Here is a 23,453-nt window from a genome sequence, read left to right as displayed (position 1 = left end):
CTTATCCTTTGACTGAGCCTGCGGTGAGGCCTTTGGTCATGAAACGTTCAAGTCCAAGGAACAGCACCATAATCGGCACCGTTGCGATCACCGCGCCCGCCATCAGGTGTTGTCTTGGAATTTCGGAAGAGTTGAGCATCGCCACCCCACGGGTGAGCGTGAACTTGGAAGGGTCATCGAGCAGCATGAACGCGAGCAGAAATTCGTTCCAGGCGATCATAAAGACGTAGAGCGACACAGAGGCCAACGCCGGGAGGCTCAGCGGCAAGGTGATTTTCCAAATCACAGCCAGCCGCGACAACCCGTCCATAAGCCCGGCTTCTTCGACCTCGGTTGGCAACCCACGGAAGTAGCCCTGCAACATGTAGAGCGCTACCGGAATGGTCGTGACCGGATAGATCAGCACGATACCAAGGATCGAGTTGCGCAGGCCGGTCATCGAAAACGCAATGTAGATCGGAAGCGCCAAGACGATCATCGGCACCATGTAAATCAACAGGATAGAACGCGAAAACGCCTTTTGTCCTTTGAAACGGAACCGCGCTACGGCATAGGCCCCAGGCACGCTAAAGGCCAAGGTGATGAACACTGTCAGCACAGACACGAAGAACGATGTCCACATATAGGTGCCAAAATTGAAGTCGCGGAACAGTTCCACATAGCTGCGGAACAACCCAAAGCCCTTGCTGATCTCAATCGAGAAATCGAGCGGGTTTTGCAGCAGCGCCTGCTGCGATTTCAGGCTGGTCATCACCATGACGTAGAACGGGATCACCACAATGGCGGTGAAGAAAATGTAACCGAAACCGGTGAGGAACCGAATAATCGCCTCTTCGTATTCATGCCGGGTGAGCGCGCCAAAAGGCAGCTCTTTCAAGATCTTGGCCAGACCGAAGTGCACGCCACAACCGAGCAACAACAGGGCAACAACCTGTGCCGATCCTGATACGCCCTCGCCAATCCGCATTACACCAATCGGCAAGAGGCACAGCGCTGCGACCACTGCTGTCACACCGACTTGCGGACCAACCTTGGGCAAACGAACATAAGCAACACCTGCGGCCGCCCCCCAAATCAAACACCAAAGGATTTGTGGTCTAAATGCAGACCCAGTCGCGAAGCTCATGGCCACGGCGATGGTGGTCGCCATCACAATCATCCACAGCGCGCCCAAGACTGGGCCAATGACAAAACCATTGCGCATCACAGGCCCTCCTCGCGGCTGATGAATTTGAAGAAGACAAAGGAGAAAGACAGCAGACACAGAAGGATCACCACGGCCACCGCGGCGCCAGCACCGATGTTGGAAATGGCAAAGGCCTGTTCATAGACGTTCACGGTTAGGGTCCGCGTACCTGCGTTGCCGCCGGTCAGCAGGAAGATGTCGTCAAACTTGTTGAACGTCCAAATGAAGCGCAGCAAGAAAAGAACTGACAGGATGCCCAAGAGCTGTGGCAGACTGAGTAGCCAGAATTTCTGAAACGGCGACGCACCGTCCATGTCCGCGGCTTCATACATCGAACTGTCAATCGACTGCATGCGCGCTAGGATGAAAAGGAATGAGAGCGGGAAATAGCGCCAGATCTCAAAGACCGTGACCATAATGAGCGCCAAAGGCCGCTCGCCAAAGAAGTTTATGGCCTCGTTGGTCACCCCCATTTGCAAAAGCAATGCATTGGCAGACCCGGAGAAAGGATCGAAAAGCGTCACCCACGTGAAAGCGACCGCAATGACCGGAGCCACATAGGGAAAGAGGTACAATCCGCGAATGAAGCCTTGGCCGCGGAAGGATTTGTTCAGCAACAGCGCCGCAAACAACCCCATCAGCAACGCGCCAATTGTGCCAAACACCGTATAAAACAACGTCACCCACAGGACGGTCCAGAACTCTCCGCCGTCAAACAGTTGCGCGTAGTTCTTCAGGCTCAAGCCACCATTTGTGAGGACAGACTTCCCGCCGCCGGTGACGTCTGGCTCGCTGTCTTCCACCGCGGCCTCCGCCGCGTCAGGATCGCCCGAAATGTCCACTGGCAGACGCAAACGTTCTCGCGCACCGGCTTCCATGTCACCAAAATCGCAAAACAAATCGCGACCGGTCAGAACACAGGGCGCCGGAACAGCTTCGCGCAACGTAACCATGTCCGGAATGCGATCTGCAAGCGTGACCCCACTGATGGCCTCATCCTGAGAGGAATTGCGAATGCGGTATTCGATGCGGAAATCATCCCCGGATCCACGCAAGCTTTCGCGCACGATTGGTGCCGGCGGGCGCATGTCCGACAAGGTGAACGGTTTGAAACTGATCCAGATGACCGCAAGCAATGGCAGAACCACGACCAGTGCGACACTGATCACAGTCGGCGCAAGGAGCCCCCAAGCCAAACGCGCCTCGCGTTTGGCCAGTGCTCCCGTGCCGGTCGGCGGGTGAGCCGTAGACATGAGAAACCTCTAAGACGTGGTGTTCATTGCGGCCCACCCGCACGATAGGCAGGCCGCAACGGTCAAACCAAGTTACTGAATTTTCGACAGTTCGTCGTTCATCGCAGCAACGGCAGCGGCGGCGTCAATTTCGTCATCGATATATTGGCGCACCACCCGGTTGATGGCTTGGCTGTTGATCATTTTGGACGCCAGAGACAGCTGACCCTCGGTCACGCCCCAGCGTTTTGCAACGTCCAGACCGCCGACAATTTCATCAATCATCGCTTGCTCATAGAGGTCGCCCAAGGGCGCTTTACGATCTACACCAACCGGCAATTTGGACCAGGCGTCGGAGAAGGCCGAGGCGTTTTCCAAGGTGCCGCGACGGACAGGGAACTTGCCCTCTGGTGCAATCGACAAAGTTTGCGTGTAGCCGTCATCCATCGCGAACTTCACAAAATCCATGGCCGCATCGGTGTCAGCATCCGATGTAATGCCGAAGTAGCGAACGTCGCCCCATGCCGCGCCGTCTGGATTAGATGGGCCGGAGAAGTTGGTCACGATGCCTGTCAAAGACGCCAGCTCGCCAGAGGTTGGATCGTCGTTGATGGTGGGCGGAGCGCTGTCGCGCAGGCCGGCCAGTTCGTCGAGAATAAACGGCGACCAGATGATCATGGCCGCTTGGCCTGCGAAGTACAGCTCGCGCGACTGTTTCCAATACAGCTCGCCGGGAGGTGAGGCTTTGGAGATGGCCTTGTAGAAGTTGAGAACTTCGGTGGTGGCTGCCTCATCCAATGGCTGGAACCCATCGGGACCAACCGGGCTCACGCCGTTCGCCAGGAACACGTGCTCCAGCACCTGGCTCATGAAGTTTTCATCCACCTTGGTTGCAGCAACGAAGCCGTACATCTCTGGCGGATTGTGCAATTTTTCCAATGCAGCCAATACGTTGTCAAAACTGTTCGGCGCTTCGAGCTCATTGGCTTCAAACAGGTCCTTGCGATAGACCACCATCTGGGTCCATCCATCCACCGGAACGGATGCGGTTTCGCCGTTGAAATCCGCCATAGCCACGGCACCTGGTGCAAAGGTCTTTTCACCCAGTTCCTGAACAATTTCTGTCGCAGCTTCTGTGTCCAAAATGCCCGCTTCCGCCCAAGGCAGTGCGTATTGCAGCGTGTGGTAGATCACGTCTGGCAAATCGCCGGCTGCAAAGGCCGCGGTGGCACGGGTGCCGAGATCGCTTTCGCTGACCGGAATGACTTCAACAGTAACGCCGTTGGACGCTTTGAACTGCTCCGCCATTTCTTGTTGTTTTGCAAGGCGTTCTGGCTGTTCCTCGGTTGTCCAGAAGCGGATGGTGTCCGCCTGCGCGGCTGCTGCCAGGCAAACAGTGAGCGCGGTGCTCATCAGTAGTTTCGTTGAGATGTGACGTGACATGATAGTCCTCCCCTATATCGGATCACGGTTCTTGATTTTGAGCGCGAGTTGCGCAGAGGTCTGCGCCGGGGGACCATCGGACTGACGTTCGATGAGCTTGGCTTCCGAAACTTCGCGCAAAGTTTCGGCCGCCTCCCCCCGTATTTGTCGAATGAGTAATTCCGCAAGGCGACCACCGGCGCGTTGCGTGTCGACCCAGTAGGTGGTCAGACCAGGACGGGCGTATTCGGCCTCAGGTACGCCGTCATAGCCGATGATGGATACGTCGCGCCCCACCTCTAGACCCAGGTCAGCGACCGCGCTGTAGGCGCCCAAGGCGGCCATGTCGGTGGCAAAGACGATGCCTGTGGGCGGCTCGGGATGCAGCAGGAGCTGTCGGGCTTGAGCGGCGCCCTCTTCGCGGGTGCGGGCGCCGGATTTGATCAGGTCAGGGTCATGGTCCAAACCTGCAGCGGAAAGGCCAGCTTTGAAGCCATCGCGGCGTAAGTGGCTGTAATTAAAGTTGGATGTGCTGCCGACATAGGCAATGCGTTCGTGACCGAGGCCGGCCAATCGAGTGACGGCGCTGCACATGGCGGCTTCCCCGAGAATATCGACCCAAGAGCCTTCTTGCTGGGCAGGCGGCACGCCGTGACTGGTGCGGCCGTACATGATGTAAGGCACTGATTTAGAACGTAATAGGTCAACCCGCGCGTCCTGTACTTCGGTGCGCGGCAAGATAAAACCATCCGCCTTGTGCTCATCGATCAGGCGGTCCAACACCGTCAGCGTATCGGCGTCCGAGGTTGCCGTGGCAATGGTGACAGTCCAGCCATGGGCGCTGGCGGTTTCGCAGGCGCCCATGAGGAAGTCTTGCAAAAACGGGTTGTGGCGATCCGGCTCATCGGTTTGCAGCACCAAAGCCAGGGCCCGAACCCGTCCCGTGCGGATCGCCTGAGCATGGCTAAGCGGTTGATAACCAATCTTTTTCGCCATATTGGACACGCGCAGGCGGGTAGCTTCGGAGATGTCTGGATAGCCGTTGAGCGCGCGCGAAACGGTGCTCTTGGACATGCCAAGGCGCTCTGCAAGGTCATTGATGGTGACCCTGCCCCGACGCGGGGATGACCCGGTGCCGTCGGACTGTTTCGTGAGGTTTCGAATCGCGTTCATACATTCACGATTTGCTCCGAAACCGGTTTCGGCAAATGTTTTCTATCCGGTGCTGGCTTGGACAGCGGTTGTATTTGGTGGATGCCTAAAATTTTGGCGCAGTTGGTTTTGAGGACGTCGGTGGGAAAGACCGCGTGGAAAAACCGGTATAGCGTCTTGGACTGCATAAGGTTCAAACATACCGCGCGCAGGCTGTTGCAAAAGCCGCTTCTTGCAAAGCACGAGGAACTGAGAGGGCCTCAAATATTACAATTAGATTCAATGACATAACTCAGAATAGAGTTCGAAGATCCGACCTCTCATCACAGCACTACGACCCGTTGCGTATTTAGGCGGAATTTCTGGCAACGGCACCGTTACGATGGGGTAAGGACGGCAATTGGCGGGGGCAAAACAACGTCGGTATTTTGTCGGTATCGCGACTGTTTTACGGAGGTGCGGAATTTCTTAACGCACAAAATTTTTGCGCGCCTACGGCGCAACGGCAATCGGGCAGCAGAGGACGAAAGGAAGGGGCCCAAAGGCCCCTTCGTTCTTGGTCATAAAAAAGTACCGTCTAAATCCGGACACCAGAGGTGGCGAAACACTCGACGGTGAAGGTGCAACAGATCAATTGTCGTGCCTTCGGTGCCGAACCGCTCCTGGTCTCGTTTCGCAAAAACTGAAAACCTCCAGATGCATTTGGCCTTGGGGGGGCCAAAATGCAGCCTCATCGAATATCACCACGCCACCACTCACTTGATGTCACCGGAACAGTCGAAGCCAGATTGAAGCGTCACTACCACAGCGCTTCCAACCAAAACGGCCGAAATTTTCTGAACATCTCCTTGCTTCTGCTATGACCATTTTCGCAAATCCCACGGGTCACGGACAAGTGGCAAACAATTGCCAGTTTCAGAGATCCACAAGCCCCAACAGCACGGCTTTGGCCACCGCTTGCGACGTGTTGCGTGCCTTGAGCTTAGCCTTGGCGCTGGCAATAGGTTTGTTCAATGTGTTGGCGCTGATACACAGGCGATCCGCAATCTGTACACGATCCAGCCCCAAGGCAGACCAGTAGATGTAGTCTTTCTCCCGCCCGGAGAGCCGCACAACGCCGTCCTTATGCGGTCCCAACATGCCCGAATTCAACATACCGGCAATGACGCGCACGGACTTTTCATGGGCCTGCCAGTACGCATCAAATTCGGCGTCAGACTTCACCGTGTTCACATGAAGGCCAATCCCTGAGGACATTGGATCGCGCGTGTGATGCGAGAGGAGCAAGGTTTTGCCCCAGATCATGCCCAGATCGTTTTCCAACTGATGCAGGCGCATGTTTGACGGGGTCGCGGAATCCGGGTCTGGTTCATCATTCCAGTTCATTTCCTCATGCCCTTGGATCAACAACTCTGTGCTGAGATCCTCGTCCAGCAAGCGGTCAATACCGACAGCGTCTTCCCATTCCTGACTGTAGGTGTGTCGGAAAAACGTGGCTTCGGTCATTTTGCCCCGTTCTGCCAAAGCAGCCATAGGGATCACCCCATAGCCGACTCCAACAACACCAAGCGTTTCAAAAGCCTTCACACAGAGCTGCCAGTGCGCATCACCGTCTTTGGCGCTCTTCAAATCCTCGCCCAATTGGCCAATCAGATCGAGATGCATCAGCCGTTCTCCCATTGCCCAGTGGTCGGGTTTTGACGCGCACGCGCCAACAGAGCGGCCATCCCCAAAAAGGCGGCAAAGATCCCGATGCAGGACAGCATCAATCCGTGAGGGGACCACAGCTGCATGGCCGCCCCGTTGATTAACGGGCCGGTCAGGGCAGCAGCGGCATAGATGGTACCAAACAGGGCATTGGCCGAAATCAGCGCAGAACCGCTAAAATGATCGCCCAGTGTGGCGAGACCCACCGCGTAGAGCGCGCCGGCGCAAGCTCCCCAAACCGCTATCAACAGCAGGTACGGATGTGGCGTGGCTGCGGCCATGGGCAGGGTCAAGGCCACCGCCAGCGCCACCGTGGCGCAGCCGATCAGAACTGGCGTGCGGCCCAAGCGATCTGACATCACCCCGAGAGGCACGGCCCCCAGCAAGTTGCCAAGCGCAAAGGCCGTGAGCGTATAGGCGGCGATGTTTTCGCCAAGCCCAACGCGCAGGGTGTAGACCGAGAGCAGATAAGCCGGCACGTCCTCAAAAAGCCCGTAGCAGATCACCGCCGCCATCGCCAAAGGCGCTACAGCAAGGGGTCTGCGGAGCCGAACCTTCGCTGTGGGCGTGGCGGACGGCGGCTGATTGAGCGGGAGGCTGACCAGCAGGGCACCCCCGAGCAGGATCGGCACCCCGACAGCGGCAAAGGCCGTGAGACCAGCGGTGCCAAACTGCGGCTGCGACAGGCTGCCCATGGCGATGCCAAGCAGAAAAAAGAAGATATAGAGCCCGATGGTGCGACCGCGGGTAGCGGAGGAGCTGGTGGCGTTGAGCCAGTATTCCAGAACGCGGAACAGCACGCCCAGGCCGCCGCCAAAGGCAAAGCGACCCAACAGCCAGAGTTCGAAGCGGGTGGTGAGCGCGAGACAGGCCAGCCCCGTGAGAGAGAGGATAAGAAAAGCCAAGAGCAACTGTTGGGTGGTGAAGACCCGGTGCAGCAGAGGCAGGAACGGCGTGACCAACAGCCAGCCCAGGGCAGGCATGGCAGCGTTAAGACCTATCCGGGCAGCACCCACGCCGCTTTGCTCTAGCAAAATGGACAAAAGCGGGAACGAAACGCCGTACCCGAAAGTCAGAAGCAGTACCGCAAAAAACACTGCGGAAGTAAGTCGAGTCACAAGTAACACCTAAAACGTCAGGGCAATTGGTTACCTACAGGTGGACGCCACGCTATCCTTAAAGCTGTGCTCGGATCAAGAAGGCCTAAGGTTGTATTTTGCGACGCAATTAATCGCTACCATACTCATCCCGACAGGCCTGGATACTGCGCAGGCCTTTTAGGCTGCCGGTGAGATCGATTTCCTCCTCCCCGCCGGCGCCGCCTTGCACCAGAACCGAAGTGCGCTTGCCAAACTCTTTGGCAAACTCCGGATTGTCAAAAAACGCGTAGCCACCGGGCACCCCGTTGTGGAAGGCGCCTTTGGCGGCGCCCTGAAAGCGGCTGTCTCCAAAGTCGAACAAGACGCTGCCTTCAGCGCCTTCTTCCACGCCGTCAAAAGCGGCGTTGTAGGCGGCAAAGAAAGCGCCTTGCCGGTCTGGCACAACGCCGATTTGCACCAGCGTGCCGCTGTCGAAGGTCTTTTCCATGTAGCAGCCGTTTCCGTTGGCGGGGTTGGTCCGCACGGTCCAATCGCCCACGGTGGCAAACTCCGGATGGGTTTGCGCCAAAGTGGCTGAGGGCAGCAGGAGGGAGAGGCAAAGCCAGAGACGGGTCATGGGTCACTCCGAAGCTTGTTCTAGTTGGAAGATATCGGGGGTGCAGGGTTTGCGATTGGCGGGCATTTGGTCCGCTCCATCTGCGCGACGGCTGCGCGAGCCACCAACCAACAGTTTAAATTGCGGATCGGTCAGCTTGCCATTGACTTCAAACGGCCAAGCGCTGCGCGCCAAAGGTTGGCCGACGCGACGCGGTTCAGCGCGGACGGCAATGGCGTCTTTCACCCAATCCACCATGCCGCGCACGACCATTTGCACACTGCGGGTTTCGGCCACCACCCGCGTGAAGGCGACATTGCCCGCGTTGATCTTAACCGGGGCTTTTACACAGACAATCTCGGTTTGGCCTGCGGCAAACTCCTGCGAAAACAGCCAGGGGAAGATGCCAAGGCCTGCTAGTTCCAACAGGCTGGTGGCGATGGCGCCGTCGCGCATATTGAGCGAGGCGCTGCCTGCCATGGAGTTCATGAAGGCTTTGCCGGAAGTAATGTTGCCGGTCACATCGACATTGGCCGACAGTTTGCCCCGCGCGGGGATGTTGACCTCGAGGGCCTTGAGAATTTCGCCAAAGTCCCAGCCGCTGGTGCTGCCCTGAATGCGGGCCCGGTCGGGATTTTCGATGGCGTCCATGGAGGCGGTGACCTTGAAGAAGCCGGGTCCGTAGTAGAGCTCGATGGGGCCTGCTTGAATCTGGCCCTCCTTGGCGATCAACTCGCTGCTCATCGAGGAGGTGCCCGCGTCACCGACAAATTCCGCCAGTTCCAGAGTGATTGCCAGATCGGTTTCGGTAAGGATCCGTTTGAGGCTGAAGACGTTGCTCTTCTTTTCCAGCACCAGAGGCTGGATCGGCGGGCGGCCATCATCTGCCTCTTGGGCTTCGGCCTCTTTGGCCGCTTTGGCGGCCTTGGCGCGTTTGTTGAGTTGCACGAGGATTTTGCCGCCTTCGCGCAGGTCCACGAGGCGCATGCGGTTGCTGAGGATCGCCCCGCGGATCACGTTGATGTCTTCGCTGAGATCAAAGGTGAGGTCCGAGGTGAGATCCGTGCCGTCCGCCTGAAAATCAAAGCCAAGTTTGGCTTCTTTGGCTGCGCCTTCGAGGGTGAAGCCGGTTGTGAGCGTCGACACCCCCACGGGTTTCAGGCCCAGCGCGGTTAGGAAAGGCGCGGTGTCCGCAACACCAAATTGCAGGTCCAATTTCATACCCGCGAGTTCTTCGATGCTGGCGACCACCACATCTGCGTTTAATGTCCAGAGATCGGTGTCGACGGTTTGGGCCTTGAGTTCGCGCAAGCTGAGCTCACCGTCGTTGTCGTTGATGACAAAGTCCGCTTCCACACCGCCAAACTTGGCGACCTCTTCGGGGGGCAGGTTCTTGAGCAACAGCTCGGCGGACCCTTGCAGACGTCCGGTCAGATCCACCAAGGCGAGATTGAACACATCGCCAATGTCTCCTTCGGCGGTCAGGTAAGGCGCGTCTTCTGGTCCGGCTTGAAGCGTGATGTCGCGCAGGCCAAGGGTTTTCTGTTCGGACCGATAGACATTGCCGATGGAAATGGGGCCAACACGGTCGAGGCCCTGCTCAAAGGCGTTGGTTTGGATCAGCAGTTCCTCAAAGGTGAGCCGCTCGCCGGTGTTGACCACATGGGCGTGGATTTCAGTGAGTTTGAGGTCTTTCAAACTGTTGGCATCGGCGGGCGGCTGTCCCTCTGGATGAAGGCGCGCGTCCATCTGGAAGTCAAAGCCCGCACGGGTGAAGAGGTTGTCGACATCGCCGGTTACCGTCACGTTTTGACCTTTGCTCAGGTCCAGCGTGGTTTGCAGGTTTTCCAGGGTCAGCAGTTGCGGCGCGCTGGTGACATCTACCGACAGAGACCCGACGCCTTCGAGGCTGCGGGCGAGGCCAAGCACTTCAAACACATCGCCAATTTGACCGGTGGTGAGCTCGAGCCGCGCGGTGTAGCCTTGCGGGCTGTCGGGCAGCCGGGCGCCGTTGTAACTCAGTGAGATGTCGCCAAATTCGAGTTGATTGGTGAAGGGCGCGCTGTCTGGGAATTTGCCGTCCCATGTGAAGGCTTCACCGTTGAGCGTGCCCGCGCCGGTGACGGAGGCGAGTTGGCCGTCCTGAAGCTGCTCCAACAGGATTTTCTCCAACGCAAAGATGAACTCGAAGCCGCTTTCCTCGTCGATCGAGGCCAGTCCGATGTTGGTGAAGGACACCGTGCGGTCGCTAAGGAAGGTGATGATGGAGGGATCGGGCAGATCGTCTGCGGTGGCGCTATCCTCAGTTTGGGCTACGTCTGTTGTTTCCACCGCGTCTTCTGGCTCAAATTTGGTCCAGCTGGTGGTGCCGTCGGCCTTGGTGATCAAGTTCACTTGCAGCCCGTCGATGGTGAGGTTGTCGATATCGATACGGCGGTCGAGTAAGGCGGGCAGATCCAGTTCCCACTCCAAAAGATCCAGCCGGGCCAGGTTTATGTCGGTGATGTTTTCGCTGGGTATGCTGGCGCCGGAGACGTGCACTTTGGTGGTGCCCGCAAGGACAACGCGCACGTCGCCATCAATCAGGAAGGGCTGACCGATTTGTTCGGTCAAGAGATCCGCGACAAAGTCTTTGCGAAAACCGCTGAACAAGGGGGTCGCCAGCGCGGCCCAGATCAACACGCCCAGCGCCACGGTGAGCACAATCAGCCCGGTGAAAAGTCTCAAAATCCAGCGTTTCAAAGCCTGTCCTTTCGCAAGATGCTTAGGAAGTCCGTCAATTAGGTGGGCGCCCCTGCCCTTATGGTTGCGCGTTGAAATGGCTGCGCGTGTGAAACAGGAGCTCCGTCAAAGATGTCTGTCTCTACCTTTGCACAGGTTTGGGTGGATTGAGAACAGCTTAGCGCGACAAGACCTGTCCAGACGCGCGGACGGCCATAGGAGAGCAAGACTGCGGAATTGGGCTGGGTTGTTTACCCTTTATTAAAGCCCTTTGGGTGCGACGGGGGCGTGCCTGACTTTCACGAACCCACCGTAACACTTTGTAAATAAACCAGCTTTCAAAACAGCCGGTCCCGTCGAGCAACCAAAACACCGCAAAACCCTTCGCAATCTCAGGATTCAGCTTCGCCGCTTATTCGCGTCAAACCTGAATGGAGTGCCACACCGCTTGCGCGTTGCTGCCACGATTGGAACACATTTCCTCCACAGCTTAGCCGTGAAGGTGAGAACTTGCTGCCGCATTTCCTCCTGGTCGCATGATAGAGAGGAAGCTGCGTAGATGGATTGCGCTGAGGAAAACGTGACTGTGCTGCCTGCGGGTACCGAGCTTTTGCGCGGGCAGTACCGGATCACGCGCAGCTTGGGCCAAGGGGGATTTGGCCTGACCTACCTCGCGCGCGACAGCCTGAACCGTGTGGTGGTGATCAAGGAGTGTTTTCCCGAGCAGATTTGCCACCGTGTGGGCGCAGAGGTGGTGCCGTCCGGGCCGGAAAGCGCGCCGTTTTTTGCCTCAGTTTTGGAACAGTTTCAGGCCGAGGCACATCAGTTGGCCGGATTAGACCATCCGCGCATTGTCGGTGTACATCAGACGTTTGCAGAGAACGGTACGGCCTACACGGCGATGGATTTTGTCGAAGGGGTGGACCTGCATGAGCTGGTGGACCACGCACCGGGGCGGTTGACGCCCACGTTGGTGGACAAGCTGCTGCGGCAGGTGTTGGACGCGCTGAGCTATTTGCATGACCGGGGTGTGCTGCACCGCGATGTGGCGCCGGACAACCTGATCCTGAGCGCCAATGGTGACGTGACGCTGATTGACTTTGGCGCGGCTTATTCTTCGGGAGACGCCGAGGGCGGGCAAAGCCAGCGCATGTTGGCGGTGAAAGACGGTTATTCGCCGCCGGAGTTCTATTGCGCCGAAGGGGTGCAAGGCGCCTATAGCGATTTGTATTCGCTGGGAGCGCTCTGCCATTTGGTCTTTACCGGCGAGGCGCCACCGGATGCGCAGACGCGGTTGGAAACCGTGGATGCGGGCCGGATGGACCCCTATGTGCCGCTGGAGTCGACGGATTTTGAAATTGATATCCGGCTTAAGCTGGCCACGGATCGGGCGCTTGCCCTGGAACCCAAAGACCGGCTGCGCTGTGCTGATGACTGGCTGGCGGTGATGGATGGGCCCATTCCCAAGCCGCTCGCGGTGTTTGATCCAGCGGTGATTGGTGTGATCGAAGAGCTGGTGAGCAAGACCAACAAGGTGCTGACACCGGGGTTGCCGAAGGCGCTGCAAAAGCCGCTCAAAGCACTGGAAGAAGCGCGGCAGGCGCCGCCCCCGCCCAAGCAATACGTCGATATTTTTGGCGATCCGATTGACGACGTTGAGGCCTATCTCAAGGAGCAGGATCGGCTGTGCAAGGCCCGTGCCAGAACACCAACGCGGCTATTGCAGCAGGGCGATTTCTTGCGCCGGCCCAGCGCGGAGGGGCCGGAAGCGCCTGCGCCCGCCAAGCCGGATGGGGAGAGCCTCCTCCACAAATTCCGTGACCGGTTGAAGGGTGACCGGTCCAACCCCAACACCCGTCTATTTCTAATCTGAAGGGACATCCCATGCGGTTTATTCGCGATATTATTGCTGAGAAATCCCAAGCGGCTGGTCAGGCTGACGGCGCGGCATTGCGCTATCCGTTGCGATTGCGAGAGCAAGACCGTGCGGATGTGGCCGAAGAACCGACACTAACGATGCATATCGAGGCGGACCCCGCCCAGCCTGCGCCAGACGCCGCCGCGTTTGTGGCCCCGCAGCCGCCCGAACCTGCAGAGGCGCCGGTGGATCTGTCCGCGATTTCCGCAGCTTTGACAGCCGCGCCGGTGGAAGCCCCTGCCGCGCCGGGCATGCCTGAGCCAGAGGTCCCAAGCGATCCGTTTGGCAATCTGTTTGCAGAGGAAGCGCCGCAAGACGCATTGGAAGACCAACCCTTTGAAGCGCCGCGGATGCCGGAGCCGGAGGTGGCACCCGCCCCCCAAGTCGCGGCCCCACCCCCTGTTGCGGAACCCGTTGCACCGCCGCCACCAGAGCCAGAGCCAACGCGAGTGGCGCCTGCCCCTGCGGAGCCGGAAGTGGATCTGGCGGCGTTGCAGGCCAATATGGCAGCCGCCAAGCCAGGGGCGGGACGCGGGTCCAAAGGGCGCGTAAAAACCCGTTTGCTCGGGTTTAGTGCGCCCGCCAGTCAGGCGCATGATCCCATGGCGCAAACCCGCGAAGCGCCGGTGTCGGCACAGGCACAGTTCCCGGTGGGCTGGCTGGTTGTGGTCGATGGCCCCGGCAAAGGGGCATCGTTTTCGCTACATGACGGGTTGACCCAGATTGGGCGGGGCGAAGGCCAGACCGTACGGCTTGATTTTGGCGACACCACGATTTCGCGCGAGAACCATGCGGCGATTGCCTTTGACGGCGAACAGCGGCGGTTTTTCTTTGGCCATGGCGGCAAAGCCAATCTGGTGCGGCTGAATGGCCGTCCGGTGCTGAGCACGGAGGATTTGGACAGCAACAGCCTTATTCGGATTGGGGAAACCACATTGCGGTTTGTGGCCCTATGTGGCGAAGACTTCGCCTGGGGTGACGCGGATGCGGGGCGCGGCGACCTTGGCTGAGCTCAGCTTTGATGTGGCCACCGCGCTCTCTCTGGGCGCGCGGGAGAGGCAGGAAGACACGGTGGTGGCCGACTTCCCTTTGGGCGCGCCAATGGGATTTGCGGTGCTGTCGGACGGCATGGGCGGGCATTCCTGCGGCGACGTGGCCAGCGGCATCGTGGCGACGGAATTGTTCAGTGAGTTGAAGCTGTTGAGCGGCGCGCCGGAGGAAATGGAGCGCAACATCGGGCCTGTGCTACAAGAGGCTGTGGAAGCGGCCAATGGCTGTATCCAGCTCTATGAGCAGCAGAATCCGGATGCGTCGGGCATGGGGGCCACGTTGGTGGCGCCGGTGATTTTTGGGGCGCGGCTCTATTGGGTCTCGGTTGGCGACTCACCACTGTATCTGTGGCGCGCCGGGCGGCTCTATCGGTTGAACGAAGATCACTCTTATGCGGCGCAGATTGACTTGATGCAGGCGCGCGGGTTGATAGATGCCGATGAGGCGCAGAACCACCCGGATCGCAGTGCGCTGATCTCGGTTTTGGCGGGTGCGGAGATTGCCAAGGTGGATTGCCGCGCCGAGCCGATGACGTTGCAAGCCGGGGATATTGTGCTGGCGGCCAGTGACGGGCTTCACACGTTGGCTGACGAAAGAGTCGCGGAGGTTTTGCAGGATCATGCGACAGCCACCGGTCAGGAAATAGGCGCGGCGTTGCTTACAGCCGTGCGGGCTGAGGGTTGTCCGGAGCAGGACAACCTATCGCTGTGCGTGATCAAAGCCGAGCCTCGGGCGGAGACAAAGAAGGCCACGCCGATATCGGCCCCGCAACCGGCGCCCCCTCGCTCCACTGGCGAGGTGGTGCAGATCGACCGGCGAGCGCATCGTGGCACGGTGCGCACCATTGTCAGCCTAACGCGAAAGGTCGGGAAGTGATGCAGACACAACCAGAGCAGATCGTTGGGCAATTGCACTCCGCATTGGAAAGCGGGCATGTGCCACGGCGGCAAAAGGCCTTTGGCGAAGAGATCCTGACCCACTTGACTGAGGCGGTGCGCGTGGTGGTGCTCGGTCGCCCGGGCAGCGGGAAAACCAGCCTGATCAATATGATGCTGGGTGGCGATGTGATCCAACCGCCGCAAGGCGTGCCGATTGTTGAGGTGGTTTACGGCGCCAGAGCGCAGGCCACAGTGACGTGGTCGGATGGGACGACAGAAACAGTTGCAGGTCATGCGCTGGAAAGGCTCGCGCAGGGCGCGGCGCGGGTCACCTATGAGGTGCCAATCGACAGCCTGAGAACGCTGGCGTTTGTGGAAGTGACGCAACCCAATGATCCCGCGGCACAACAGGTGTTGATGCAGACGGCCTTGCAGGAGGGTCAGGTGTTTGTCTGGTGCAGCGAAGGGTTTGACACCTCGGAACACGCGATTTGGGACGCAGTGCCGGATGCCATCAAGGACCACAGTTTTCTGGCCCTGACCAAGGCGGACCGGCACATTATGACAGGCGGGTTGGCGGACCAGCTGGCCGCACTGGAAGAAACCGCAGCGGAGGCGTTTCTGGGACTGCATCCGGTGGCTACGTTGCACGCGCTCAAGGCCCGGGCGGGCGGCGAGGCGCAACAGGAGTTGTGGGCGGCATCTGGTGGCCAAGAATTGGTCGAGGCGGTTGAGGCGCAGGTGCGTAAGGGCCGTGCGGCGGATTTGGATCAGGCGCGGTTGCTGTTGGCGCAGTTGGGGGAGGTTGTGGAGGCCGCGCGTGATGGTGCGCGCCCTGCCCCGCAGCAAACACCTGTGTCGCGCGCGCCAGCTTTAGACAATGAAACCGCGCTGATGGATCAGTTGCAGACGCTGCTGCAAACAGCAGCGCAGGAAATGCTAGCGGATCTTGATGCGGGCAAAATTCCCAATGCGGATGGGTTGTTGTCGCGCTGCGCAGACACTGTGCGGGCTTTGACCTCGGTGTTGGACGCAGAAGCAGGACAAGATCCGGCAGCGGCGGATTTGCTGGATGACGCCCGAGACGGGGAGGACACGTTGATGTTGTTGCAGGTCGAGCAGAGCCCGACGGCGGCGGAGGACGGGATCATCCTGTTGTTGCAGCTCCGCAAAGAAATAGGCGCGAGGGCACAGGCATGAACATGCAAATTCGGCAAGAGAGCAAGCCCGAGGTGCGCACGTCGCGGCGGATTTCCAACCTGCGCACAGGGTTGGAAGGTCTGGGACAACTAGGCCAGGATCTGGACGAATTGGATCACCTGTTGGCGCAACTGTCGCAGGTAGCGAGCAAGCACTCTGCCAAAACCGTGGAGCGTCTACGCAAGGATGTGGCGGGGTTTGAGCCCACCATCACTGTGCTTGGGCAGGTGAAATCCGGCAAGACCACATTGGTGAATGCGATGGCCGGGTGGGCGGATTTGTTGCCGTCTGATGTGAACCCCTGGACCTCTGTGGTGACCTCGCTGCACCTGAAACCGGCGTCGCGTCCGGCGGAGACCGGGGCCAGCTTTCAGTTTATGACCGAGGACAATTGGGACCGGTTGCTGAACCAAGGTGGCCGGATTGGCGAGATGGCCAGCCGTGCGGGTGCGGAAAGCGAGTTGGCCAAGATTGGCGAACAGATCGAGAAGGTGCGCGCCAAGGCGCAGAAACGGCTGGGCAAGAAGTTTGACCTGTTGCTGGGGGAGACCCACAACTACGGCTATTTCGACAAGAACCTGTTGGAGCGTTACATCGTTCTGGGCGATGATTTTGGCGAAGAGGACAGCGAACAAGGGCGTTTTGCCGATATTCTGTCCTCGGCTGATCTGACGCTGAATTGTGACACCGTGCCGGTGCCGCTGTGCCTGCGGGACACGCCCGGTGTGAACGACACGTTCATGATGCGTGAACAGGTGACCATTCAAGCGCTGCGCAGCAGTAAGATCTGTGTTGTGGTGCTGTCGGCCGGTCAAGCGCTGACCTCGGTGGACATGGGGTTGATCCGGCTGATTTCGAACCTGAAGTCGCGCAATGTGCTGATCTTTGTGAACCGGATTGATGAGCTCCCGGACCCGGCCAATCAGGTGCCAGAGATTGAAGCCAGCATCCGCCAGACATTGCACAACAAACAAGGGCCAGAGGATGCCGAAATCCTGTTTGGCAGTGCGTATTGGGCCAACAAAGCGCTGAGCGGCAACATCGAAGGCATGCCGGAGGTGGCCAGCAAGGCCTTGTTTGACTGGGCGGAGATTGCGCTGGACCAGCAGCATGGACAGATGCAGCCACATGAGATGGTGTGGGAGCTGTCCGGCATGGGGCACCTCTATCGGGCGCTGTCGGAGCGGGTGATTGAGGAGCAAGGCCAGCAGCTTTTGCAAAAGACCAGCAATGCGGCGTTGACGGCGGCGACCAGCGAGTTGGCGGCGGGCATGGTACAGATTGGCGGCAAACAAGGCGGCAGTACCAACCTGTCGACTTATGATGCACTCAAGGAGTTCCGCAGCATCGCCGCGTTTCATCAGCAGGCCTTTGCGGAGGAACTTGACGCCGTGATCGCGGACTACCACACCCGCGCGGATCGGGCGCATGCGAAGTTCATTGACCGGGCGTTACGCTCACTGCTGACGCATCTCGAGAACTACGGCAAAGACATTGTCTGGGACTACGATCCGGTGGGGCTGCGCATGCTGTTGCGCACCGCCTATTCGGCCTTTGGCGCAAGGGTGCGCAGCTTGGCGCAGGCGCGGTTTGAGGCGGCGATGACGGATGTGGCGATGCTTTACGCCAACACCTATGGTCACGCGGTGGAGGGCATCCAGATGGCGCCCCCTGCCCTGCCTGACCTGCCAGCGCCAATTGCGCTGGGACAGACCATCGCGCTGGATTTCAATGATGGCTGGTGGATTTCCTGGTGGAACCGCATTCGCGGCTTCAACGCCTTTTCCAAACGGTTCCAGAACCTGATCGCGCGGGAAACCGAGGATTTCATGCTGCAATCCAAAGATATTCAGACCGAGCAGGTACGTGCGCTGGCAACCACGTGTTTGCGCGAGTTCTTTGAGCAGCACGACGAGATCATGCAGGACATCAGCGCCGCGCCGCAAAGCGCGGAGATCGAGAAGCTGTTCCAAAACGGCGAGGAAGGTCAGAAGCGCGCCCAACTGGACGCGCTGACCTCGCAGTTTGACGCACTATTGCAAAGCACTTTGGTTAAGGCAGGAGGGAGCTCCCAATGACCGCACAGGATGTAGATATTGTGGCCCAGCAGGCACCGCGCAAACCGCGCATTGCCCTGATGGGGGAATTCAGCGCTGGCAAAAGCACCTTGATGAACCTTTTGTTGGGATGTGACCCAATGCCGGTGCGCATCACTGCCACGCGGGTGCCACCGGTGTGGGTGCGCCATGGGCCGCGTGGGGCAACATTGGTGCGCGACGACGGCACTGAGGTGGCATTTGACGGAGCAGACATCAGCGAGGCACCGATGACGGGCTGTGAGCTGATCCGGTTTTCGATGGACTCCGACATTCTCAACCTGTGCGACCTGATTGATATTCCTGGGATTTCTGACCCCAACCTGAAGCATGAAACCTGGTTGTCGCTGATGGAAGAGGTGGATTGTGTGATCTGGTGCACCCACGCAACGCAGGCCTGGCGGCAGTCTGAGGCGGCGTTGTGGGAGCAGATATCCCAACAGATCAAAGGGCCAAACCACTTGGTTGTGACGCAATTTGACAAGCTACGCTCCGAGCGGGACCGCGCGCGGGTTTTGGCGCGGCTTGAGGCGGAGGCTGGCGACGCCTTTGATGCAATTGTGCCGATTGCCACGCTGGAGGCGATCAACGCGGGCATGGATGAAACCGCCTGGCGCAACAGCGGCGGAGCGGCGTTGATTGAGCGCATGGTGGCGATGTTGGTGGGAGAAGCCGAAGTTGCGACCGCTGCGCAAGGTGATGTTAACGCGCCCGCCGTAGAAGAAACACAAGACCACGCGCCCGAGACCAAGGCACCGCTGGCGGCTGCACCTGAAGCGCCCTGCGCCAAGGACGATGGTCCAAAAGTGGTGCCGCGACGGGTGCGCCCGAAGTCGCCCAATCCGGTGCGGCCTTCGAGTGAAGAGTTGCAAGACATGCCGCTGCACGCCCTGGGCGGTGGGGGCGATATTTGAGGTGATCTCCCCCCTGCGCAGAAAGCCAGAGGAGATCGCGTGACGTTGGAGGACAGCGATCTGTGACGGTTGCAGACTGCCTTGAGGCCCTACGATCCGACATTCCCGGCTGTCAGGTGGCTGCTTTCGGGGATGTGACCGCACGTCTGATCCTCAAGGCGTCCCATGACGCAGCCGTGCCGCGCGAGAAACTGGACAGTCTCTGCGCCGAGGCGGCGCGGTGTTTTGCGATGACTGAAGGCCTTGGCGATCCAAAGGCAGCCACGCAAGACAGCATTGTACTGACCACGCGGGACATGCGCGTTTATGTGCGGGCGCAAGGCCGTGCAGATTTCCTGTGCCTGCTTTGCGCTTTGGACAGTGATCCGGACGCGGTTGTTCCCAAAGGCATTGCGGCGCTGACCCAATTGGCGGGGGACGCGTGATCGCGCCGCGCAAAGATACGCCGACCGCTCCTGACACGGAGGTGGCAGAGGCGCGCGAGGCATTGCAGCGTGTGGCAGCGTCAGAGGTGCAGGCCTATGGCGCGTGGCGCAGCTTTGACTCTGCGACGGAGGCTGTTCGGGCGGTTATTGGTGAAATTGGCGAAGTGGTGCTGGCGCGGAGTATTGCTGTGTCCCCGCAAGACCGCGACGCCGCGCTGCTGCTGACCATCAGCAACCGGCATTTGGTGGCGCTGGAGGGTCTCTCTATGGATGCCAGCAATGCCGATGCGCAAGACGTCGTGGCCGCAATTGCGCAAGCGCTGGATGGAGCCAAAAGCCTGCGATTTGACATTGCCGCACGGACGCCGGAAATGCCAAGTTCGGCCCGGTCTTGGTCTTGGCAGGCTTTGTTGGAGGCGCTGGAAGCGCCGCGCGAAAACGCGGTTGCGCCTGGCATTTTTACGGATGTGAAGGCGCTGTCTGTTGCCTGGCTTGAGGTGGAGACTGGCGGGGAAACTGGTCCGGAAGCGGCGCTGCGAGCGTTGCACCATATGGCCAAAGCTCGTGGGGGTTTTGTGGGGCAAGTGGATCAATTCCGGCAAGATCGGCCCCACTTGGCGTTGTTTTCCATGACAGAACAGATGTTTGCCGTCGAAGTCAGTTGGCAAGGCAATCTGCTGTTGGCGATCTGCGAGGCTTCAGCGCGAGAGGACCTGCTCGCGATGTGGCGCGGCTTGGTCGCAGGGACGTAATCCAGACAATTCGTGTGTGACCAAGTGTATTGGCTTAACGGCCTGTGCTCTTGTGAGAACTTTCAACCTGTATTATAGGCATACAGCCTAGAGATTCCTGTTGCCCGCCGAGACCCGAAACCATCATGCAGAGCCCGCTCGACACTTTGGACCGTCGCCCGCTGTATACGCAGGTGGCCGAGGGCATTGCCGCGATGATCAAGGATGCGGGGCTTGTGCCGGGAGATGACTTGCCGTCTGAGGCGGAGCTCTGCGAGCGCGCTGGAGTGAGCCGTGTTGTGGTGCGCGGTGCCTTGGCGCAATTGGCCGGTGCCGGGTTGATCAAGATTTCCAACGGGCGGCGGGCGCAGGTGATGTCGCTGGATGCCAATGTGTTGACCGCATCGTTGAGCCAAGGGCTGGCCACGGCACAGTTCAGTGTTTTGCAGGCTTTGGAGGTGCGCAATGGCATTGAGGCCAGTACCGCAGCTCTGGCGGCGCAAAACCGGAGTGACGCGGATTGCGCCCGGCTCTCGGCGCTGTGCGATCAAATGCAAGATGCCATGGAGGACGCCGACAGCTTCGCCGAGCTCGACTATCGCTTTCACCTTGCGGTGGCAGAGGCCACGGGCAACCCGCTTTATGCCTACATCGTGCAGTCGTTGCGCGAGGCGATCAAAACCTCGGTGAGCGCTGGTCGGCTGGCGCAGCCTACAGCGCAGGATCAACAGCGCATTCTGACTGACCACCGCCGCATACAACACGCCATTGCCAACGGGGATGCGGCTGCCGCAACCGTTGCGATGCAAGACCACTTTGCCGCCGCCAACACTGCGCTTGCGCAAGGCGCAGCGCCTCAAGACACTGGATCCTGAACATGTCCCATCCTCCCCCCAAACCGCTCGACATTCTGTGCTTTGGCGAACCGATGTTTGAATTCTCCTTTGTGGACGAGGACACCATTCGTCCCGGAATTGGTGGCGATGTGTCCAACACCGCCGTTGCCGCTGCACGAGCCGGGGCGCGGGCTGGCATGTTGACCCATCTGGGATCGGACAATTTTGCGGAGCGTATTTTGCAGCTTTATGCGGATGAAGGCATTGATGCCTCCCGCGTGGTGCAATCCGAAACTGCCCCGACCGGGCTATACTTCATCGACTACGGCCCGGACGGGCATCAGTTCTCTTACCGCCGCGCGGGATCGGCGGCGAGCTTGGTCGGGCCGGAGGACCTTTCGCCCGAGATGTTTGAAGGCGTGGGCGTGCTGCATATCAGCGGGATCACCCAGGCGATTTCCGCGTCCTCCTGTGCAGCTACAGTCCGGGCGGCAGAACTCGCCCGTGCAGCGGGGGCACGCGTTTCGTTTGACACCAACCTGCGGTTGAACCTGTGGTCGGCAGAGGACGCGCGTCAGGCGCTGAAACAAATCTTGCCGCTGGTCGATATAGTGTTCCCAAGCCTTGAGGATGCGGAAGCGCTGTTTGGAACGTCTGGTGTTGATGACATTTGCCGGCGGTTCCTTGCCGAAGGCGCAGCACTGGTGGTTTTGACCCTTGGTGAGGACGGCGCGGTGGTGGCGGATGCCAACGGGCAAGTGGCCGTGGCGCCGTGCAAGGCCGCTCTGGTGGACGCCACCGGCGCGGGCGACACGTTTGATGGCAGTTTTCTGGCGGAATATGCGCGTACCTCTGACGCGGTGACGGCGGCGCGGTTTGCCTGTGCGGCAGCGTCTCTTTCCGTGGAAAACGTGGGCGCGGTGAAGTCTATTCCAAAGCTGGACGCCATTCGGGCGCGGCAGGGGTAAACTGCCGCACCGGGAATGGCTTCAGGTGGGCGACTTGGGCGCGTAGTCGGCCGGGTCCAAGCTCTCAGGGCGCCCCGGTAGCGACAGGCAGCTGACCGAAGGTTGTTTACGGGCGATCACTTTTCCTTTGCGGATCACGGCGAGGCGGTCCGCGCGCAGACGAATGGCCTCGATCTTGTCGCGCGCTTGCAGTAGCACAAGGTTGGCGGCGCAGCCTTTGGCAATGCCGTAGCCTTCCAGCCCCATGATGTGTGCCGAGTTTTGCGTGACCGCGTCAAAGCACCAGGCCATGTCCTCGCGGCTGGACAGCTGGCCGACGTGCAGGCCCATGAAGGCCACATCCAGCATGTCAGCAGTGCCCATAGAGTACCACGGGTCCATCACGCAATCAGAACCAAAGCCCACAGTGATGCCGGCGTCCCGCAGCTCACGCACGCGGGTTTGCCCGCGCCGCTTGGGATAGGTGTCGTGCCGCCCCTGAAGCATGATGTTGATCAGAGGGTTGGGAATGGCGTGCACGCCTGCTTCGACCATCAGCGGGATCAGCTTGGAAACGTAGTAGTTGTCCATCGAGTGCATGGAGGTCAGGTGTGAGCCAGCGACACGTCCCTGCAATCCCAGCCGTTGGGATTCACAGGCGAGCGTTTCGATGTGTCGGCTATGTGGATCGTCACTTTCATCACAATGCATGTCGACCATAAGGCCGCGTTCGGCGGCGATTTCACACAGCTGGCGCACAGACTCGGCACCATCCGCCATGGTGCGTTCAAAATGCGGAATGCCGCCAACCACATCGACGCCCATATCCAGCGCGCGCAGGGTGTTGGCCATGGCGGTTGGATCGCGCAGGACGCCGTCTTGTGGGAAGGCAACCAGCTGCAGATCGATGTAGTCCTTAACCTGCTCCCTCACCTCAAGGAGCGCCTCAACGCCCTTGAGTTCATCATCGCAGGTATCGACGTGGCTGCGGATCGCGCCCAGCCCCATGGAAACCGCCAGATCGCAATAGCGCAGGGCCCGTTGGATGATGTCATCGACACTTTGCACAGGCTTGAGCTCGCCCCAGAGCGCGATGCCCTCTAGCAACGTGCCGGAGACATTCATGCGAGGAGTGCCCAGCGACAGCGTGGCGTCCATGTGGAAATGCGGGTCCACAAAGGGGGGCGACACGAGATAGCCTTTGGCGTCGATAACCTCGGTGGCCTCAGCCGTGATGCCAGCTTCAACAGCGGTGATAATGCCGTCTTGGCAGGCAATGTCGACACCGGTGCGCCCATCAGGCAGCGAAGCGTTTTTGATGATCAGATCAAGCATGAGAAATC

The 23,453-nt window shown here is 59.5% G+C and carries 19 protein-coding genes; 10 read left to right on the top strand and 9 right to left on the bottom strand.

Annotated elements, in window-relative coordinates; genetic code table 11:
* Position 1: 1 nt before the first annotated feature.
* The 8 genes from SIB92_RS20435 to SIB92_RS20400 form a co-directional block, all read right to left on the bottom strand.
* Positions 2-1,204 (bottom strand): carbohydrate ABC transporter permease, encoded by a 1,203-nt coding sequence (locus SIB92_RS20435; RefSeq protein WP_412553738.1) that lies wholly within the window; start codon positions 1,202-1,204, stop codon positions 2-4.
* Complete coding sequence (locus SIB92_RS20430; protein ID WP_412553737.1) at positions 1,204-2,439, bottom strand: carbohydrate ABC transporter permease; 1,236 nt, start codon at positions 2,437-2,439, stop codon at positions 1,204-1,206. The genes SIB92_RS20435 and SIB92_RS20430 overlap by 1 nt, the downstream gene beginning before the upstream one ends.
* 72 nt (positions 2,440-2,511) lie before the next feature.
* Complete coding sequence (locus SIB92_RS20425; protein WP_412553736.1) at positions 2,512-3,861, bottom strand: ABC transporter substrate-binding protein; 1,350 nt, start codon at positions 3,859-3,861, stop codon at positions 2,512-2,514.
* Positions 3,862-3,873: 12 nt separating this feature from the next.
* Positions 3,874-5,013, bottom strand: coding sequence for a LacI family DNA-binding transcriptional regulator (locus SIB92_RS20420; protein WP_412553735.1), 1,140 nt, complete (start codon positions 5,011-5,013; stop codon positions 3,874-3,876).
* A gap of 894 nt (positions 5,014-5,907) precedes the next feature.
* Positions 5,908-6,657: a response regulator transcription factor gene (locus SIB92_RS20415; RefSeq protein WP_412553734.1), complete on the bottom strand. Its 750-nt coding sequence runs from the start codon at positions 6,655-6,657 to the stop codon at positions 5,908-5,910.
* Positions 6,657-7,817: an MFS transporter gene (locus SIB92_RS20410; protein ID WP_412553733.1), complete on the bottom strand. Its 1,161-nt coding sequence runs from the start codon at positions 7,815-7,817 to the stop codon at positions 6,657-6,659. Before SIB92_RS20410 ends, SIB92_RS20415 begins: the two co-directional genes overlap by 1 nt.
* 109 nt (positions 7,818-7,926) lie before the next feature.
* The gene (locus SIB92_RS20405; RefSeq protein ID WP_412553732.1) at positions 7,927-8,415 is read right to left on the bottom strand and encodes a hypothetical protein; all 489 of its coding nucleotides are present in this window, start codon (positions 8,413-8,415) and stop codon (positions 7,927-7,929) included.
* Between the two features lie 3 nt (positions 8,416-8,418).
* Entirely contained in the window at positions 8,419-11,121 is a 2,703-nt protein-coding gene (locus SIB92_RS20400) for an AsmA family protein (RefSeq protein ID WP_412553731.1), read from the bottom strand.
* A 553-nt stretch (positions 11,122-11,674) separates the two neighbouring features.
* Between SIB92_RS20400 and SIB92_RS20395 the strand changes: the two genes are divergently transcribed.
* The 10 genes from SIB92_RS20395 (at position 11,675) to SIB92_RS20350 (ending at position 22,131) form a co-directional block, all read left to right on the top strand.
* Positions 11,675-12,988, top strand: a complete 1,314-nt coding sequence (locus SIB92_RS20395) for a serine/threonine protein kinase (protein WP_412553730.1) — start codon at positions 11,675-11,677, stop codon at positions 12,986-12,988.
* Positions 12,989-12,999: 11 nt separating this feature from the next.
* A complete protein-coding gene (locus SIB92_RS20390) occupies positions 13,000-14,043 on the top strand; it encodes an FHA domain-containing protein (protein ID WP_412553729.1) in 1,044 nt (347 codons plus the stop codon).
* Positions 14,018-14,959, top strand: coding sequence for a PP2C family protein-serine/threonine phosphatase (locus SIB92_RS20385; RefSeq protein ID WP_412553728.1), 942 nt, complete (start codon positions 14,018-14,020; stop codon positions 14,957-14,959). The genes SIB92_RS20390 and SIB92_RS20385 overlap by 26 nt, the downstream gene beginning before the upstream one ends.
* The gene (locus SIB92_RS20380) at positions 14,959-16,161 is read left to right on the top strand and encodes a hypothetical protein (RefSeq protein ID WP_412553727.1); all 1,203 of its coding nucleotides are present in this window, start codon (positions 14,959-14,961) and stop codon (positions 16,159-16,161) included. The genes SIB92_RS20385 and SIB92_RS20380 overlap by 1 nt, the downstream gene beginning before the upstream one ends.
* Positions 16,158-18,239, top strand: coding sequence for a dynamin family protein (locus SIB92_RS20375; protein WP_412553726.1), 2,082 nt, complete (start codon positions 16,158-16,160; stop codon positions 18,237-18,239). The genes SIB92_RS20380 and SIB92_RS20375 overlap by 4 nt, the downstream gene beginning before the upstream one ends.
* Positions 18,236-19,171 carry a hypothetical protein gene (locus SIB92_RS20370; RefSeq protein ID WP_412553725.1) on the top strand — a complete coding sequence of 312 codons (936 nt, stop codon included), beginning with the start codon at positions 18,236-18,238 and terminating at the stop codon, positions 19,169-19,171. Before SIB92_RS20375 ends, SIB92_RS20370 begins: the two co-directional genes overlap by 4 nt.
* A 62-nt stretch (positions 19,172-19,233) precedes the next feature.
* The gene (locus SIB92_RS20365) at positions 19,234-19,596 is read left to right on the top strand and encodes a hypothetical protein (RefSeq protein WP_412553724.1); all 363 of its coding nucleotides are present in this window, start codon (positions 19,234-19,236) and stop codon (positions 19,594-19,596) included.
* The gene (locus tag SIB92_RS20360) at positions 19,593-20,348 is read left to right on the top strand and encodes a hypothetical protein (RefSeq protein WP_412553723.1); all 756 of its coding nucleotides are present in this window, start codon (positions 19,593-19,595) and stop codon (positions 20,346-20,348) included. Before SIB92_RS20365 ends, SIB92_RS20360 begins: the two co-directional genes overlap by 4 nt.
* A 125-nt stretch (positions 20,349-20,473) precedes the next feature.
* Positions 20,474-21,202, top strand: a complete 729-nt coding sequence (locus tag SIB92_RS20355; protein ID WP_412553722.1) for a FadR/GntR family transcriptional regulator — start codon at positions 20,474-20,476, stop codon at positions 21,200-21,202.
* 2 nt (positions 21,203-21,204) lie between these two features.
* On the top strand, positions 21,205-22,131 hold the full coding sequence (locus tag SIB92_RS20350) for a sugar kinase (RefSeq protein ID WP_412553721.1): 927 nt from the start codon (positions 21,205-21,207) through the stop codon (positions 22,129-22,131).
* 21 nt (positions 22,132-22,152) lie between these two features.
* On the opposite strand, the gene SIB92_RS20345 is transcribed toward SIB92_RS20350, so the two are convergent.
* Positions 22,153-23,445, bottom strand: coding sequence for an amidohydrolase family protein (locus SIB92_RS20345; RefSeq protein ID WP_412553720.1), 1,293 nt, complete (start codon positions 23,443-23,445; stop codon positions 22,153-22,155).
* Positions 23,446-23,453 lie beyond the last annotated feature (8 nt).

The organism is Shimia sp. MIT1388 (genome assembly GCF_047124445.1).
GTDB lineage: Bacteria > Pseudomonadota > Alphaproteobacteria > Rhodobacterales > Rhodobacteraceae > Shimia.
The sequence above is the reverse complement of the archived record's forward strand: the minus strand, read 5'-3'. Positions and strand labels throughout refer to the sequence as shown.

What these genes read in the sequence shown, in the direction of transcription:
- SIB92_RS20435 (WP_412553738.1), bottom strand. Translation starts at nt 1,204, where the DNA reads ATGCGCAATGGTTTTGTCATTGGCCCAGTCTTGGGCGCGCTGTGGATG.
- SIB92_RS20430 (WP_412553737.1), bottom strand. Translation starts at nt 2,439, where the DNA reads ATGTCTACGGCTCACCCGCCGACCGGCACGGGAGCACTGGCCAAACGC.
- SIB92_RS20425 (WP_412553736.1), bottom strand. Translation starts at nt 3,861, where the DNA reads ATGTCACGTCACATCTCAACGAAACTACTGATGAGCACCGCGCTCACT.
- SIB92_RS20420 (WP_412553735.1), bottom strand. Translation starts at nt 5,013, where the DNA reads ATGAACGCGATTCGAAACCTCACGAAACAGTCCGACGGCACCGGGTCA.
- SIB92_RS20415 (WP_412553734.1), bottom strand. Translation starts at nt 6,657, where the DNA reads ATGCATCTCGATCTGATTGGCCAATTGGGCGAGGATTTGAAGAGCGCC.
- SIB92_RS20405 (WP_412553732.1), bottom strand. Translation starts at nt 8,415, where the DNA reads ATGACCCGTCTCTGGCTTTGCCTCTCCCTCCTGCTGCCCTCAGCCACT.
- SIB92_RS20395 (WP_412553730.1), top strand. Translation starts at nt 11,675, where the DNA reads ATGGATTGCGCTGAGGAAAACGTGACTGTGCTGCCTGCGGGTACCGAG.
- SIB92_RS20390 (WP_412553729.1), top strand. Translation starts at nt 13,000, where the DNA reads ATGCGGTTTATTCGCGATATTATTGCTGAGAAATCCCAAGCGGCTGGT.
- SIB92_RS20385 (WP_412553728.1), top strand. Translation starts at nt 14,018, where the DNA reads ATGCGGGGCGCGGCGACCTTGGCTGAGCTCAGCTTTGATGTGGCCACC.
- SIB92_RS20380 (WP_412553727.1), top strand. Translation starts at nt 14,959, where the DNA reads ATGCAGACACAACCAGAGCAGATCGTTGGGCAATTGCACTCCGCATTG.
- SIB92_RS20375 (WP_412553726.1), top strand. Translation starts at nt 16,158, where the DNA reads ATGAACATGCAAATTCGGCAAGAGAGCAAGCCCGAGGTGCGCACGTCG.
- SIB92_RS20370 (WP_412553725.1), top strand. Translation starts at nt 18,236, where the DNA reads ATGACCGCACAGGATGTAGATATTGTGGCCCAGCAGGCACCGCGCAAA.
- SIB92_RS20355 (WP_412553722.1), top strand. Translation starts at nt 20,474, where the DNA reads ATGCAGAGCCCGCTCGACACTTTGGACCGTCGCCCGCTGTATACGCAG.
- SIB92_RS20350 (WP_412553721.1), top strand. Translation starts at nt 21,205, where the DNA reads ATGTCCCATCCTCCCCCCAAACCGCTCGACATTCTGTGCTTTGGCGAA.
- SIB92_RS20345 (WP_412553720.1), bottom strand. Translation starts at nt 23,445, where the DNA reads ATGCTTGATCTGATCATCAAAAACGCTTCGCTGCCTGATGGGCGCACC.